9 protein-coding genes and 1 pseudogene are annotated in these 15,669 nt (G+C 58.1%); 5 read left to right on the forward strand and 5 right to left on the reverse strand.

Annotated elements, in window-relative coordinates; all coding sequences use genetic code 11:
• Positions 1-537 precede the first annotated feature (537 nt).
• From E8L03_RS11580 to E8L03_RS11600, 5 genes and pseudogenes are all read left to right on the forward strand, one after another.
• Positions 538-2,013: an aldehyde dehydrogenase family protein gene (locus tag E8L03_RS11580; RefSeq protein WP_171267439.1), complete on the forward strand. Its 1,476-nt coding sequence runs from the start codon at positions 538-540 to the stop codon at positions 2,011-2,013.
• A 161-nt stretch (positions 2,014-2,174) separates the two neighbouring features.
• Positions 2,175-2,351 (forward strand): annotated as a pseudogene (locus E8L03_RS11585) (dihydropyrimidine dehydrogenase); the annotation flags it as partial.
• A gap of 346 nt (positions 2,352-2,697) precedes the next feature.
• Positions 2,698-4,122, forward strand: a complete 1,425-nt coding sequence (locus E8L03_RS11590; RefSeq protein WP_171267440.1) for an amidohydrolase family protein — start codon at positions 2,698-2,700, stop codon at positions 4,120-4,122.
• 23 nt (positions 4,123-4,145) lie between these two features.
• Positions 4,146-5,183, forward strand: a complete 1,038-nt coding sequence (locus tag E8L03_RS11595; RefSeq protein WP_171267441.1) for an amidohydrolase family protein — start codon at positions 4,146-4,148, stop codon at positions 5,181-5,183.
• A gap of 70 nt (positions 5,184-5,253) precedes the next feature.
• Positions 5,254-6,360: a DUF6765 family protein gene (locus E8L03_RS11600; RefSeq protein WP_171267442.1), complete on the forward strand. Its 1,107-nt coding sequence runs from the start codon at positions 5,254-5,256 to the stop codon at positions 6,358-6,360.
• 43 nt (positions 6,361-6,403) lie between these two features.
• On the opposite strand, the gene E8L03_RS11605 is transcribed toward E8L03_RS11600, so the two are convergent.
• The 5 genes from E8L03_RS11605 to E8L03_RS11625 form a co-directional block, all read right to left on the reverse strand.
• The gene (locus tag E8L03_RS11605) at positions 6,404-8,497 is read right to left on the reverse strand and encodes a chemotaxis protein CheA (protein WP_171267443.1); all 2,094 of its coding nucleotides are present in this window, start codon (positions 8,495-8,497) and stop codon (positions 6,404-6,406) included.
• 71 nt (positions 8,498-8,568) lie between these two features.
• Entirely contained in the window at positions 8,569-8,844 is a 276-nt protein-coding gene (locus E8L03_RS11610) for an STAS domain-containing protein (protein ID WP_144305411.1), read from the reverse strand.
• 31 nt (positions 8,845-8,875) lie between these two features.
• The gene (locus E8L03_RS11615) at positions 8,876-9,388 is read right to left on the reverse strand and encodes a chemotaxis protein CheW (RefSeq protein WP_171267444.1); all 513 of its coding nucleotides are present in this window, start codon (positions 9,386-9,388) and stop codon (positions 8,876-8,878) included.
• A gap of 18 nt (positions 9,389-9,406) precedes the next feature.
• Positions 9,407-11,818, reverse strand: a complete 2,412-nt coding sequence (locus tag E8L03_RS11620; RefSeq protein ID WP_171267445.1) for a HAMP domain-containing methyl-accepting chemotaxis protein — start codon at positions 11,816-11,818, stop codon at positions 9,407-9,409.
• A 101-nt stretch (positions 11,819-11,919) separates the two neighbouring features.
• Positions 11,920-14,298: a fused MFS/spermidine synthase gene (locus E8L03_RS11625; RefSeq protein WP_171267446.1), complete on the reverse strand. Its 2,379-nt coding sequence runs from the start codon at positions 14,296-14,298 to the stop codon at positions 11,920-11,922.
• Positions 14,299-15,669: the final 1,371 nt, after the last annotated feature.

A 15,669-nucleotide genomic window follows, 5' to 3' on the forward strand; every position in this document is an offset into this window, starting at 1 on the left:
CGCCTTGCAGGTATCTCCGTGATATGACTCGCCCATTCTTGTTTTTATGCTAAATCTAGCATAACAAATAGTCACGGATTCTCAGTGGAGCGAGCTAACATCGGTTATTAGCTTGAAATAACTAGATTTAGTTTTTCAAGAGCCCTTGGCGACAACAGTGAAAAGCGAGACTCGCCAGCTATCTACTACCATTTTCGCGCTTGAAAACACTTTCGTATACCAAATTTGGATACAATTCTGTCAGTACAAATTCTATAAACACGGAGTAGCACCCAAACATAATTTTTAGTACTCTACCAATTCCGGTTTGAGGAGGTCTTCATGATTGAGAATTCAGCCGTACAACATTGCAAGGTCCATTGCTCGGCAGACTCAGATCCTCCTGCATAAACAAACAGTGATGCCTTCTCTGGCATCAATTTCACACCAATCATTCTTCCTGCGTCTTGTGTAAACACATTGCTGTGTTGTGCTCCGCACACGATGTGCTCTGTGGATTATTGCGTCAAGCAACCAAAAGGTCCAAGGAGTGTTTCCATGAAATCGTACCTCGATGCAAACTACAAGCTGTTCATTAATGGAGAGTGGGTCGACAGCTGCGAAGGCAAAACCTTCACCGCCACCAACCCTTCCAATGGAGAGGCGTTGAGCACCTGCGCCAGCGCCTGCCCCGAGGACGTGAACAGAGCTGTAGACGCCGCCAACAACGCCTTCAAGACCTGGAAAAAAACGAGCCCGCAAGAGCGCGCCAAAATGCTCAACCAGATCGCCGACCTGATCGATGCAAACGCCGGTCGGCTGGCCATGGTGGAAACACTCGACAACGGCAAGCCCATCCGCGAGACATCCGGTGTCGACGTCCCGCTCTCCTCGGACCATTTCCGTTACTTCGCCTCGGTCGCCCGTACCGATGAAGGCCAGGCCACGATGATCGACGACCAGACCATGAGCATCATCCTGCGGGAGCCCATCGGCGTGGTCGGGCAAATCATTCCCTGGAACTTCCCGCTGCTCATGGCCGCCTGGAAGATTTCGCCCGCCCTGGCCGCAGGGAACTGCGTGGTCATCAAGCCGTCCATCGAAACCTCGCTATCTCTTCTGGAGTTGGCCAAGCTCATGGCCGAGGTCCTTCCTGCCGGCGTGGTCAACGTCATCACCGGCAAGGGATCGCAGGCCGGCAATGCCATGCTCCAGCACGAAGGTTTCGCCAAGCTCGCCTTCACCGGCTCGACCGATGTCGGCTACACCGTGGCGGACTTCGCTGCCAAACGGCTTGTCCCCAGCACCCTGGAGCTCGGCGGCAAATCAGCCAACATCATCTTCCCGGACGCACCATGGGACAAGGCCCTGGAGGGCATACAGCTCGGCATCCTGCTCAACCAGGGTCAGGTCTGCTGCGCCGGCTCCAGGGCCTTCATTCATGAGGACATATACGACAGGTTTCTTGAGGAAGCCGTAAAAGCCTTCTCCGAGATCAAGGTGGATCTCCCCTGGCTGCCGGACACCCAGATGGGAACGCAGATCAACCAGCACCAGCTGGACCAGATCCTGAACTACATCGAGATAGGGAAGAAGGAAGGCGCCAGAGTGGCTGTCGGCGGCAGCCGCGCCGCCGGGGATCAGCTCGGCAAGGGCAGCTTCATGCAGCCCACCATCCTGGCGGACGTCACCAACGACATGCGCGTGGCCAGAGAAGAGATCTTCGGTCCTGTGGTCTGCTTCATCAAGTTCAAGACCGAGGACGAGGTGATCGCCATGGCCAACGACAACGAGTACGGCCTTGGCGGCGCGGTCTGGACCAGGGACATCAACCGCGCCCTGAACGTGGCCCGTAGCGTGGAGACCGGGCGTATGTGGGTGAACACCTACAACGTCCTCCCCGCCCATGCGCCCTTCGGCGGGTACAAGAAGTCCGGCATCGGCCGCGAGAACCATCGCATGATGCTGGACCACTACACGCAGTGCAAAAACATCTTCATCAGCCTCTCCGAGCAGAAGCTCGGCCTGTACTAGCGTCCTGCAATCGGGCGGCGGCTCAGTCGGCCGTCGCCCGATCCGTGCTCTCTCTTCCCGGGCCGGCGCCGGAACAACGTAGCGGTTTGCGCGGCGCCTCCCATCACGTCAAGGAGGATTTTCTCCCGTGGCAAAAAGCCTCATTCCGGGACGGATCAGGGCTTGATCTCAACAAGTGGGGCTACACCGTGGTGAACGAAGAAACCGGCGAGACATCCATCCCCGGCGTGTTTGCCGGAGAGGACATCGTCACCGGCGCCGCCACGGCGATTTCAGCCATGGGCGCAGGACGTCGCGCGGCCAAAGAGATCGCCCAGCGCCTTCTGGGCGACTCATAACCTGGGAAACATTGTCCGCGCCCCTGCGCGCCTCAAGGGCCGTGGAATGTTCCGCGGCCCTTCTCTTTTATGACTTCCAACCCCACCCTGGCCTCTCCAGTCCCGGAAGAGAATGGAGCGTGGCGCGCCGTGACTTCTGGACGGAGACGCCATGGAGGCGGAGTTTTGATGGAATCTGTTTATATATATGATTATATTATATACCGAATTAATCAATTTTTTGGGGACGAAAATATAAAATATCTTGTCGTGCTTCCGCAACACTTGTACACTCTCTATGTGGTCCATCGCCTTTTTCGATGTGGTTCAATGCCCAGGTCCTGAACATAAATTCCAGGAGCTTCGCATGCGCATCAATGCCCACTGCCACGTCTTCAACCTCCAGTCCGTATTCACGCCCGGCACCAAGAAGATTCTCGAGAACCGCCTCAGGGCGTTGCTCAAGGACTTTGCGATCCTGCTCCAACCCGTGCTGGACTTCGTGGAGGTAATCATCGTCAACAGTCGCGCGGCAACGCTCAGCACACCAGACGACCCGGCCCGACTCTTTTCTGAAACCCTCGACAGATACCGCAGGCCAGAGGTCGACGAGCTGCGCACCGCCCTTCAAGAGACCATCGCACGGCTGGACCATCGCAGGCGTTTTTCCATTGCCGGTTTTCTTGAAGATCTGTTCAGTGCTCCTGCCAGCGTCACACTCCTCGACATTGCAGGGTTTATCAGCGTTGGCTTCTCCCCGAACATGGACGAAGTGACCGACAACTTGTTCCATGCAATGGCCAAGGGCTTGGAGAGTGCCGGCATCCATGACGACGAGCTCATCATCGTCCCGTTGATGATGGACATTCTTTCGGGAAACTGGAGCGATTACGGCGGAGAAGTGGAAGATATCCCTGACGACAGGCGAGACACTGCGGAGAAGGAGCTCGCGGTTTTCGAAACCCAACGCCAGGGCACCACACGACAATGCCTCCGTTATCCGGGCCGGGTGCTGCCTTTTTATGCAGTCAATCCATGGCGGCCCGGTTGGTTCACCGATTTCGTCAAGGCCATAGAGCATGGCGGCTTTGTGGGCCTGAAGGCGTACCCCTCGCTCGGCTACCTCGTTGGCGACATCGCCGAGGCCCTCGACTACTGCAACACGCACGGCATCCCGGTAATGACCCACTGTAATGATGGCGGATTCAAAAACGATGCCGGCTATGAAAAGCTCTGCATGCCTTGTGAATGGGAACGCGTCCTCGATGCGCACAAGCTCGACAACCTGCGGCTCTGCTTCGGCCATTGCGGCGGGGACAACAAGTTTCTTCCGCGAGCAAAAGACCGATCCAAGTGGCTATCTGAGATTAAGAATATGATGTCGAAACGACCCGGAAAAATCTACGCGGACGTCTCCTACCATACTGTTGGCATGGGACTGAACTGGTTCGATAAGTCGGACTACTTCCACATGCTAGAAAGCATGCTCACCCCCCTGGACGGGTGCTACTCCACGCAAATCCTCTTCGGCACGGACTACTTCCTCTCCATGCTCAACCTGCGGGAGGACGAGTACTGGCCATACTTCGCGGATCATCTGTCACCAGCGCAGTTCGACCAGATCACCAGCACAAATCCCGCGGCATTTCTTGGCCTCGACCCACAGCATCCGGACAACTCCACCGAGAACATCACACAACACATCGATTGGCTCCGCAGGAAACGTGATGAAGGACTCTGGGCAACAGACGCCAAGCCCGCAAACTGGCTCCGGAACGCAAAAGGCTTCTAATGTAACCGCACAGGAGGTCAGCCATGTCCGTCATCGACATCCACATCCATGTGTTCGGGGACTGGAACAAGGATGGCACCTGCCACATGTCGTCTTTGCTTGGGCTTGGAAGTCACCTTGCTGAGCTGGGCGGCTTCCTAGCGGATGTCCCCACCAGCCGTGATGACGACGACATCCGCGACGCGATCCTGCACGAAATCCAGGGCTCGCTGCATGTGAACAAGGGCGTCCTGCTCGCATTCGACAAGCCGCACGACAACGCCGGCACCCCCATGAAGCCGATTCTGTACACCCCCAACTCCTGGGTGGCCGAGATATGCCGGAAAAATCCGGACCTCGCCCTCTTCGGTGCGTCGGTCCATCCTTACAATACGGATGCGCTCAAAGAGCTGCAAAAAGCCAAAGATGACGGCGCGGTCCTGGTCAAATGGATTCCGTCGTCGCAGAACATCCTTCCAAACCATGAGAAATGCCGCGCCTTCTACCAGAAGTTGATCGAGTACGGGCTCCCGCTGCTCTGCCACGTGGGGGACGAGCACACCATCTCCGAGGCCGGCGGCGACAAAAGCCTGAGGGCATACAACCACCCCGAGCTGCTCATCCCGGCGCTGGAGGAAGGCGTCACCGTAATCATGGCGCACTGCTGCCTGCCCATCGACGAGGATGACAATGATTTCTCGGAAGCGTTCATGCGGATGATGCTCCAGGCCGAGGATCGCGGCTGGCGCTTGTTCGCCGACGTCTCGGCCCTGGTGGGCAAATGGAGGCGGTCGTTCATGGCCAAGCAGATGGCCCTGCGGTTGCCGCACGACCGCCTGGTCATGGGCAGCGACTGGCCCAACGCTCCAAACCTTGACGATGACTTCCGGACCAAGGGAAATCGCAGGGAGTACGATCGGATCAAGGGCATCGACAACGTTCTGGACCGCAACGCGGAGTACCTGAAGTTTCTCGGTTTTTCCGACACGGTGATGACCAACGCGGAGCAGATCTTCAAGATCGCCAGGACACCGCCCATGCTCGGCAATCCCCGCTACATCTACCACTTCCCAACGTTCTGAAGGAGCGCGCCACAGCGTTGATCCCCATCCGTTCCATGCCGGCGCCGGCACTACACCAAGGACGGTCCCCATGCAGATCGACATGCACTACTACGGCACGTACGCATTGGCCCGCGCCGCCGGGCTGAACCCTGTGCCCGCAGAGATCGCGGCAACCGCCGCCCAGTTCGTGGACGACATGGCCGGACACATGTTTGACAAGATAACAGTCTCAATCTGCTTCGAGGATAGTGGAAGAATAGTCTCCAGGCCGACGGCGCATCACTTTCAGGACATCAGGAATATCAACAAAGACGACCAGCGCCATGTCTGGGTGCCATTCCACTTTCTTCCAGGAAACAAGGGGAATGATTTCGAGTCCCGCCTGCAGTGCCAGATGCACAGCCGGATAGTGCAGGACATGATCGCGCACCACTGCGAGCTCTTCGACCGAGAAAACGGATTGCTCCTGGCCGGCGTTACGGCGCATGTCCTTGCGGATACGTTTTCGCACTATGGCTTTTCAGGCATCAGCTCGCAATATAACTGTATCACGAATATGCAGTTCCAAAATGTCGGTCTCGACATGATAAAGCGATTCAATAACTACGAAATATACTTCAAAAAGAATTATAAAGAGTCCTGTGGTGCTAATCTTTGGAAGCGTCTGATAAGCTTTTTTGCAGAAACCTTTTCAGGTGCGCTTGGCCATGGCGCCGCGATAACGTATCCGGATCTTCCTTTCCTGCAATGGAGCATGGAGTATGAGTATCTGCCAGGCAGCAACGGAGAGCCCATGCACCGGGACAACACGGCAACATTCCTCGACGGCTGCGAGGCGCTCTACAACCTGTTCGTGAAGGTTGCGCAGGCACGGCCAAAGGATGCAAATATAGGCGTCGGGTTCGACACTATACGGAGCAATATCAGAACGATCATTGGAACGCAGGAGTTCGAGCGGGAAGACCGCATAGCACTATGGCAACAGGCCATGCAGGAGGGCGACCTCGGTCCGAAAGAAAAGATACCGCCCTATTCGGGTGAGCAGTGGAACGATGACCTCCGCGCTTTCCACGGTACGCAGGACTCCACAAAGTGCCTCGACCACCCGGCCTATCTCTTCCTGCAGGCCGCGAGCATGCACCGCAACTATGTGCTGCGGGACCTGCTGCCGCGGCACGGCCTTGTCGTGGCGTAATCTGCAATGCAGCAATGCGCCTGCGATTTCGCCAGGCGGAAGCTTAATGCAGCGTCACTTCCCTGGCTGCGACGACGTTTTTCTGGTCGCTGGCAAATCGGACAAGCTGGGGGATGTCCAGGATGACGGAGATGGTGCCGTCGCCGTTGACCGTGGTGCCGGAGATCCACTGCACGTTGCTGCTCATGTCGCCCAGGCTCTTGATCACGGCCTGTTGCCGGCCCACCACCTGGTCCACGCTGAGGCCGACCACGCGTCCATCCACCTCGATAATCACCACACGCTCGTACTCGGGCTGATTGCCGGGCACGTCCAGCAGCTTGCGCAGACTCACGCACGGTATCATGTGCTCCATGTGCACCATGGTCTCCAGCGTGCGGACCTCGCCTTCCACCTGTCGCTCCTGGAAACCGCGCAGCGTGTTCAACGGTACGATGTACGACTCGTCTTCTATCAGCACGTTGAAGCCGTCGATGATGGCCAGCGTCAACGGGAGCGAAATGTTCAGCCTGGTCCCCTGCCCCGCCGTGCTGCTGATTTCTATGATGCCGCGCAGGCCCTCGATGCTGCGGCGGACAACGTCCATGCCCACGCCCCGGCCAGAGACGTCCGTAACCTTCTCGGCCGTGGAAAAGCCGGGCTCGAAGATGAGCTCCAGGGTTTCCTTGTGCCCGAGCTCGGCGTCGGCGGAGATCAATCCCCGCGACACGGCTTTTTCCCGGATCTTCTCGGGGTCCAGCCCTTTGCCGTCGTCCTCTATGGTGATCACCACGTTGCCGCTCGAATGCCTGGCCGAGAGGCGCACGACGCCCTGGGCCGGCTTGCCGGCCGCCGTCCTTGTTTCCGGAGACTCGATGCCGTGATCCATGCTGTTGCGCAGAATATGCACCAGCGGGTCCTTGAGCTGATCGATGACCGTCTTGTCCAGCTCGGTCTCGGCGCCTTCGGTGATGAAGTTCACGTCCTTGCCCAGGGAACCGGAAAGATCGCGGACCAGCCGGCGCAGCGAGTTGAACATCGTGCCCACGGGCAGCATCCGCAGTCCCAGGGCGTTGTCGCGCATCTCGTCGGTCAGGCGCTCCAGCTCCTCGGACACCTGGTGGAAGATGGACGGCACCTCATTGCCCTGCACGGCCTGCGCCAGGCGGGACTGGATAATGACCATCTCGCCCACCATGTCCACCAGCGCATCGAGGCGTTCGGAGTCCACCCGGATGGAGGACTTGCTGGGCGCGTGCGTCGCCGCCGGAGCCTCGACCGCCGTCTCCTGGCAGGGCTCTATCCGTTTGTTCAGCCTGCCCAGGATCTCGTCTTCGAGCACCCGTAGTATGGCCTCGGGTTCTTCCTCCGCATGGGATTGAACAAGGCCGGCCAGGTCCTCCAGATCCGAGGCGCGGACAGAGCCGGGATAGACCAGAGCCACGTGGTACTCCTCCTCTTCCTGGAAGATGAACACGTCGAGCAGGCTAGCCTCGCCCTTGTCCGTGGTGATGAGGATGTCCCAATAGCCGTAGTGGTCGTCGGGAACGTAGTCCTCCAGATATGGAATGGCTTCGCCGTGGAACACAACGGCGCACGTTCCCAGCGCTTCGAGCTCGTCAAAGAGCGCGAACGGATTGGTCCCGGTGCGGTAGATGCCCACGCCGGGCTTGAAGCGGATCCAGAATGTGCTGGGGCTATCCGCCTCGGGCTCGCCCCCGCACGCATCCACCGGCAGGCTGCATGCCGGAGTGTCGCTCTTTCCAGCACTCTCGCCCGCGACAAAGGCGCGAAACCGGGCAAGGATCTCATCCGACGCAGCTCTCGTTTCGGCGTCGCCTTCCGGTGGCGCCGCAAGCAGCAGGCCGATGTGGTCCTTGGCCTCAAACGTCAGGGACAAGAGCTCCTTGCTGATGGACAGACACCCCTCGCGGACGCGATCGTACGTTGTTTCCAGGTCGTGGGTGAATCGCGCGATCTCCTCGTACCCGAACATCGCGCCCGAACCCTTGATGGTGTGCATGGCCCGAAAGGCGCGCGCCACAAGGGCCTGGTCTTCGGGGTTCGACTCCAGCTCAAGCAGGGTCTCCTCGATATCGTCGAGCAGCTCCTTGGCTTCATCCAGAAATGCTTTGACTGCGACTTCCAGACCGTTCATTCGGCTTCCTCTGGGGATGAGAATGCGTTGTTACGAATCATCAAACATACCTGCCGGCGACCATGCGGCTTTTACGCCGCATCCTGCGGGACCAGCTCCGGAAATCCGGCCCAGGCGGCTTCGCGCCGGAACCGCGCCGGGAGATCATGCCGCAGGACAAGGCTCTTGCCGTACTGCTCGTAGGTTCGCACGGCCGACTGCAGAAGCAGAAAGAAAGAGGGGTCCACGTCGTCCACTACGGACAGGCTGAGCTCCACCGGCTCTTCCCTGCACAGGCAGGCCAACAGCTCCGCCTTCAGCTCGGCGACTCTTTCCACCCTGTAACCGCCTTCGAGTTGGACAAGCATAGTCCCCCCTTTCTCCTATCCTGACGGCTGCCTAGGCTGCCGTCTTGTTTGTGTTTTCCTGTTCCTCGCGCACCTGACGAAGCATGGTGATCTCCTCTCTGGCGAACACCTTGTCCACATCCAGAAGGATGATGAACGCATCGTCTTTTCTCGCAATGCCCTTGATGAAGTCGATGTCCACCGAGGAGCCGAGCTCCGGCGGCGGGTCGATCTGCTCCTCGTGCAGCACGAGCACATCGCGGACAGAGTCGGTCATGGCTCCCATGGGAGTGACCTTGCCGTCCTTTTCGATCTCCAGGATCACGATGCGGGTGTTCAGCGTCTGCTCGATGGGCTCCATGCCGAACTTCATCTTCAGGTCCACCACGGGCACGGCTGTTCCCCGCACATTGACCATCCCGCGCATGTACGCGGGCATCTTGGGTATGCGCGTCACCTCGGCCATGTCCAGGATCTCCCGGACAGCGTAGATGTCCAAGGCATACTGCTCCTGACCCAATGTGACCGTCAGGACCGTCTGGGTATTACCGTTATCATTGCTCATACTCCGCTCCTCGTCCGGCTAGTAGCGCTCGAACTCTTTGTCTTCGCCTTCCTCGTCGCCGAGGTCGACAGGCGGGGCGGAATTCTTGCCTTGACGCGGCAGGGCCAGCCGGGACTTCGCCTTTCCGTTGCCGCCGCCGGCGAGCTTACCAAGATCCTTGGCGCCGGCCTCCGACGCTGAGCCGTCCAGCCTGAAGAAGGCGATGCTGGCGTGCAGCTGCTCGGCCTGCGCCGACAGCTCCTCGGACGTGGAAGCCAGCTCCTCGCTGGAGCTTGCGTTCATCTGGATGATCTGGTCGAGCTGCTGCAGCGCCTTGTTCACCTCTTCGGCGCCGGCGTTCTGCTCAGTGGACGAGGCGGAGATCTCCTGCACGAGCTCCGAGGTCTTCTGAATGTCCGGCACCAGCTTCTCCAGCAGAGTTCCGGCCTTCTCGGCCACGGCCGTGGAGTTGGCGGACAGCTCGTTGATCTCCGCAGCGGCGGTCTGGCTCCGCTCCGCCAGCTTGCGGACCTCTGCGGCCACCACGGCGAATCCCTTGCCGTGATCGCCGGCGCGAGCCGCTTCCACAGCCGCGTTCAGGGCGAGCAGATCGGTCTGCCGGGCAATCTCCTCGATGATCGAGATCTTGCTGGCAATATCCTTCATGGCCTTGACCGTTTCCGCCACGGCCTCGCCGGAGCCCCTGGCGTCGTCGGCCGCCTTGGCCGCAATGGACTCGGTCTGCCGCGCGTTGTCCGCGTTCTGGGCTATGGAAGCGCCCATCTCCTCCATGGAGGAAGAGCATTCCTCCACGGCGGCGGCCTGCTCCGTTGCGCCCTGGGAGAGCTGCTCACTGGAGGCGCTCATCTCCTCGCTGCCACTGGCCACGTTCTCCGCGCCGGACTGCACCTCGCTGATAACGGTCTGCAGCTTGGCGATCATGCTGCCAAGGGCGCGCATGAGCGAGTCCTTGTCGGAACGCGGCGTCACATGCACCCGCAGGTCGCCGTCGGCCAGGCGCTCTGTCACCGAGGCAATCTCCTTCTCGGCGTCGATGAGCCTCGTGATGGCCTTGATCAACGCATCGTTGGCGGAACGCTGCGTTACGTGCACGTCCAGGTCGCCTTCGGCCAGCGACTCGGCCACGTCCTTCACCGAACGCTCCGCGTTCAGCAGATCCTTCATGGCAAGCAGCAGCTTATCCTTTTCCGAGCGCTCCGTAAGATCCACATCCAGCTCGCCCACAGAGATGCTCTCCGCGATGGACGCCGCCTCCCGCTCCGCCTCGACCAGCGTGCGCATGGACGTCAAGAGCTCGCCTATCTCGTCGTGGGAGGTCACCTCCACATCCTGCTCCACATCGCCGATGGCCACCGCCTTGGTGACGTTGATGGCCTTGGTCAGCCCGCGGCCGATGCCGATGGCGATCCACAGAGAGACGACGATGCCGATGAGCACCGCGCCGGCGGCCAGGGCGAGCATCAGGTTCCGCGCCGTCGCGTAGTTCTGGTCGCTGAGTGTCTGGTCCCTTTCCATGTCGGCATCGTTGTCGGTCACGATGTCGGTCATTTGTTTCTGGGCCGCGTCGAGCAGCTCCCTGCCCTTGCCCCAGGCAAGCGCCTTGGCCCTGTTGTTGCCATTTTCCAGGGCGGTATCGCGAACCTGGTCGCACACGTCCAGGTAGCTTGCAGACGCCTTTTCGAACACCGAGAGCGAGGCTGCCGCATCGCCGTCCACCAGGGGTTTCAGAGACGACACCATGGTCGCGATTTCCTGCGCCTTCGCACTGATATCATCGGAGTAGGACTTCATCTCCTCGACAGTGGGAACCAGGATAATATTCTTCTCCGCGCGCCGGACCGCCCCGAGGCTGTTGCTGATGTCAATGGCCAGATCAAGACTGTGGATACTGCGCTGGAGCTGGTAGTCCGCGGACTGGCCGAGCTTGGCCAGCAGATCGTCGATCACGGTCTGGATGGCTTGGGCCGCCCGGTCAAAAGGCTCCTTGGCCTCGCTCTGGGACAAGGCCAGAGCCCTCACGTTCGAGTTGAGGCGTCCCAGGGTGCGCACCTCCTTATGCACCGTGTAGTACTCGTCGAAGGCGTCCTGAAACTCTTTCAGAGCTACCTTGCCCTCCGCATCTGTCAATGCGTCGAACCGCTTTTCGCGTTCCAGCAGGGCTTCACGCTCGTTCTCGATGTACGCGGTGTATTCATCAACCTTCTCCTGCGTGTCGGAGAGAATGATGTTTTTCTCAGCCCGGCTGATCTCCAGCAGGTTCTGATTCATACGCGCGCCGAGCCTGACCTTCTCCGCTGAGACATCGGCCATGGAGTTGAGCCGCTCGTTCATCCCGGCCAGCTTGTTGATGCCTATGAACGCGGTAATGGCCAGCAGCACGAGCAAGAGGCCAAACCCCGCAAATAGTTTCAACTTGATAGTCAATCGCATCCCAAAAAACCCTCACCTGTTAGAAGGTTGCAGAAGCCGCCCATGCCCTCCGGCGTACCCGACAGCACGATGAGGTATTCCTCTATCGTTGGTCGGGCGCATCAGCCGTTGCTGTCGATCAGACGTTGCAGGGCTCGGGTGTTCCAGTCGAAGAACAGTGTATTGAGCGAATTCATATCCCCGTGCAGTTCGTGCGGGTCCAGGAAGGTGCGCGCGTCTGTTCCGGCAACCATCCGCTTTGGCGTGAGAAACTCCGTCACCAGATGATCGTCCGTGTTCAACAGCGGATGACGCCCGGGATCGTCCAGTAGTGCGGAGACTTCACTCCCGTTCATGACGAACAGCAGCGACGGCAGCAGCGCCGGATTCAGATCCAGCCGCGCGATATCGTCCCACACGGACGGCCGGGAGACGCGGTTGAGAAAGCGGGAGTGATCCACCAGACACGGGCCACCCTTCTTGGCGACGATGACGAGATCGCCGGCCGAGCCGCTGGACCAGAGGGTGAGATCGTCGAACACGGAGGCCAGGGTGCGCAGAATGAGCTTCAGGTCATTCTCGGCCATGTGGTAGGCCGGCACCCACTGCACGAACACGCCGTCGTCGCGCAGCCGGCTGTGGCACAGCTCGTAGTACTCCTTGGTGAACAGGCTGGATTCCCCGCGGACCCACGGGTTGGACGGTTGCGAAACGATCGCGTCATAGTCGTGCGCCGCGGTCAGCAGGTAGTTGCGCGCATCCCTGCGCACGATGTGCAGCCTGGGGTCGTCCAGTGCATCGTGGTTCTCTTCTGCAAAGAGCGTGGCGGCCTTGATAACGGCGGGCGATATCTCGGCGCAGTCCACGGAGCGCACCGGATGCGTGAGCACGGAACCCACCGTGACGCCACTGCCGAGCCCCACCACCAGGACGTCCTCCGGATTGTCATGGAACAGCATCGGCAGCTGGCCGATCATCACCTGCGTGCGCATGTCCGTCGTGGTGCTCGTGGAGGCGTCGGTCTTGCCGTCGATGGTCAAAAACCGCAGCCCGTCGGGCCGTTCCATCACCGCCACGGTCACCGCCGGCCCGGTATCGTAGAACAGCAGCTTGTACTGCTTCATGGCCAGCTCCCAGACATCCCAATCCGAAAGGTCGTGGATGGCGGACTTCACGCCGGATGCCTCGCCGACCCGGTCGCGCATGGACTCGTATCGGGAGGCGTAAACGTACACGCCGCTGTTGAGGATGTGCGGCGACCACGCGCCGATGAATGCGAACTGGAACAGCAGAAGGGCCAGCGTGCCGGCGATCACACCACCGCGGAACAGGACACGCACCGGAATGACCAGCACAAGGCCAAGCGCGGCAAGCAGATTCAGGAGCGAGCCCGCAAGGATGGTCCGCTCCATGCCGATGCCCGGCACAAGCACGAGGCCGGCAAGGCACGCGCCGGCGGCGGCGCCAAAGGTATTGACCGCATACGCCTGGCCGATGCGCGAGCCCACGTGGCCGGGCCGCTTCACAAAGAGCGCGCTGACCACGGGAAAGAGCATTCCCATGGCCACGGTGGGGATCAGCATGACCAGGCCGCAGAGACTGAAACGAACAACCTGCAGCAGAAGCCACGACCCGGCCGTCTCCTCGTACAGACTCAGAAACACGAACGGCAGCTTCTCGAAGGCCGGTATAGTGGCGAGCACCGAAAACCCCACGAGCATCTGCAGGACGACATAGAGCCACGTCCGGCTCACCGCGGCTGGGATGTACCGGTACAGCGCGCTGCCCAAGGTTATCCCCACCAGGATGACCGCGAGCATGGTGGTGAAGGCGTAGGTGGTGGTCCCCAGAATCATCACCAGGGTCCGGCTCCAGGCCACCTCGTACAGTATGGTGGCCGCACCGGAAACGCAGAAACCGATGAGAATCGCGAGCTGCTGCACGTCAGCCGGTTCGCGCCTGGCGGCGCTTTCCACCAGGACGGCTGCTCCCTCCGCCCTGCGATCGCGCCGGCTCAGCAACCAGAACCCGGCGGCTACGCACACGTTGCACCCCACCGCGGTCAGCGTGGTATAGTGAACCCCTGCATGCGGCAGCAGTACGTAGCCCGTAACAAGAACCCCAAGAATGGCTCCGAATGTATTTGCCGTATACAGCGCTGCAACAGGTACGGAAATTGTTTGCGAGTTGCGCACAACAAGACGCGACAGCAATGGTAATGTTCCGCCTATAAATGTAGTTGGCACGAGAAGCAGAAGAAATGCGAGGAACAGCCGGACGGCATTAAGCAGTACCGGACCGGGGCTGGCGACCTGATTGAACAGGATATACGCACTTTCGGTCCAGCCCAGGAAAACCGGCAGAAGCAATGCCCACGCGGCCACGCCCAGCTCGACCGCCACGTAGCAGCGCAGGAGCGTGCGTTCCCCCCATCGATCCGCCAGCTTTCCCAGCCCCCACGAACCGAAGCCGAGACCGAACATGAATGCTGTCAGCACCATGGCTACGGCATAGCTCGACGCCCCGAGAACAAGGGTGAACTGGCGAACCCAAAGAACCTGATAAGCAAGTCCGGCTGATCCGGACAACATGAAGAGCATCAACAAGAAACGGCGGGAAAGGAATGAGACACCATTTCTCAGGAAGACACGCGAAGAACAAACAGCCAATTAAGCATCCCACTGTATCTAAGCATTCATTACCATAATAGCCCTTACAAACAAGGGCACAGTAGATCGATGCCAACATTTAGGTCAACTGGCTTTGGCGTGTGAATTGCTGTCTGTTACTATCGCAACTTGTTATATAGTCAAATTTTATCGCTTCACCCTTCTTTTTGCATATCCCCCTGATTCATTTAGAAGCGCTGGGCAGGATTATTTTTTGCGATTAAAATTATTACACGAATATAATAAGTTAGTGAATATTACATAAAAACATTTTTCTTCTAACTGTTAGGCTTTTATTGCTAATTGATACTAGCTTTAGCAGTCAATTGCCCAATTAATATGACTTGTTACAGTGAGAGTAAATTTAGTCATGCCTGCCATCAAGTTACTGCTCAATAATTGCTTCAATCATTTTTTTTATTACTTCGCTCCATTCATATTTGTCTATTTATTGAGTGTTGTTTCAATTCAACAACTATACTTATATAAATGATTTATATAAATTCATAAAATATCATATGCATATTAACGCCTCTGCCCCCATTTTTTTCAGAAAAAAATGAACGAGCGCGACCAAAACGATCATCCGCGCATAGGATGTTGAGAAGAAATTTGTTATCATGAAAAACCTGAAAAACGTGTCGTTAATTGTGGAATCCTTATAAATTCAATCGATTACTTCGCACCGTGCATCACTACCCGGACAGCTACATCCGCGCTGGCCGTGCAGGAAAATCTGCTGGATATGGTGAATGGAGTATTTGGATTATTGAATTGAGTCCGGCAAACCGGAGAATAATGCAATGACAGCCTGTGTTATCAAAAAACCATCATGCATATAGCCACTCAAAAGCACTAAGAAGAACTAGAAGAACTTCCATAATTTAGCAGACTCACAAAGTATGCGATGTGTACTCTACACGCAAGGTATGTTGTCGTATATAATTGTCCAAACAAATTTATTTATAAGTTCTCGTGCCCCTTTTTATGATTACATCTTGTATTGATGGCTTGAATATTTTTTGTTCAATTTCTCAATATATGTGCAAATTCGACCAAGCTCTTAACCTCCGACAACACAACTCCTCCGCCAATATAGCCAATGTACGGATGCTACTACAATTGATTACCTTTCCTACTTTCGCACTCAGTGCATGCGTTGCAGTTCCTTCAACTATGGCTTCCTGCAACGCCAGGGCAGGA

It is taken from the genome of Oceanidesulfovibrio marinus (genome assembly GCF_013085545.1).
Taxonomy (GTDB): Bacteria; Desulfobacterota; Desulfovibrionia; order Desulfovibrionales; family Desulfovibrionaceae; genus Oceanidesulfovibrio; species Oceanidesulfovibrio marinus.

Excerpts from the sequence above, each read along its gene's own strand:
- E8L03_RS11580 (WP_171267439.1), top strand. The coding sequence starts at position 538 with ATGAAATCGTACCTCGATGCAAACTACAAGCTGTTCATTAATGGAGAG.
- E8L03_RS11590 (WP_171267440.1), top strand. The coding sequence starts at position 2,698 with ATGCGCATCAATGCCCACTGCCACGTCTTCAACCTCCAGTCCGTATTC.
- E8L03_RS11595 (WP_171267441.1), top strand. The coding sequence starts at position 4,146 with ATGTCCGTCATCGACATCCACATCCATGTGTTCGGGGACTGGAACAAG.
- E8L03_RS11600 (WP_171267442.1), top strand. The coding sequence starts at position 5,254 with ATGCAGATCGACATGCACTACTACGGCACGTACGCATTGGCCCGCGCC.
- E8L03_RS11605 (WP_171267443.1), bottom strand. The coding sequence starts at position 8,497 with ATGAACGGTCTGGAAGTCGCAGTCAAAGCATTTCTGGATGAAGCCAAG.
- E8L03_RS11610 (WP_144305411.1), bottom strand. The coding sequence starts at position 8,844 with ATGCTTGTCCAACTCGAAGGCGGTTACAGGGTGGAAAGAGTCGCCGAG.
- E8L03_RS11615 (WP_171267444.1), bottom strand. The coding sequence starts at position 9,388 with ATGAGCAATGATAACGGTAATACCCAGACGGTCCTGACGGTCACATTG.
- E8L03_RS11620 (WP_171267445.1), bottom strand. The coding sequence starts at position 11,818 with ATGCGATTGACTATCAAGTTGAAACTATTTGCGGGGTTTGGCCTCTTG.
- E8L03_RS11625 (WP_171267446.1), bottom strand. The coding sequence starts at position 14,298 with ATGGTGCTGACAGCATTCATGTTCGGTCTCGGCTTCGGTTCGTGGGGG.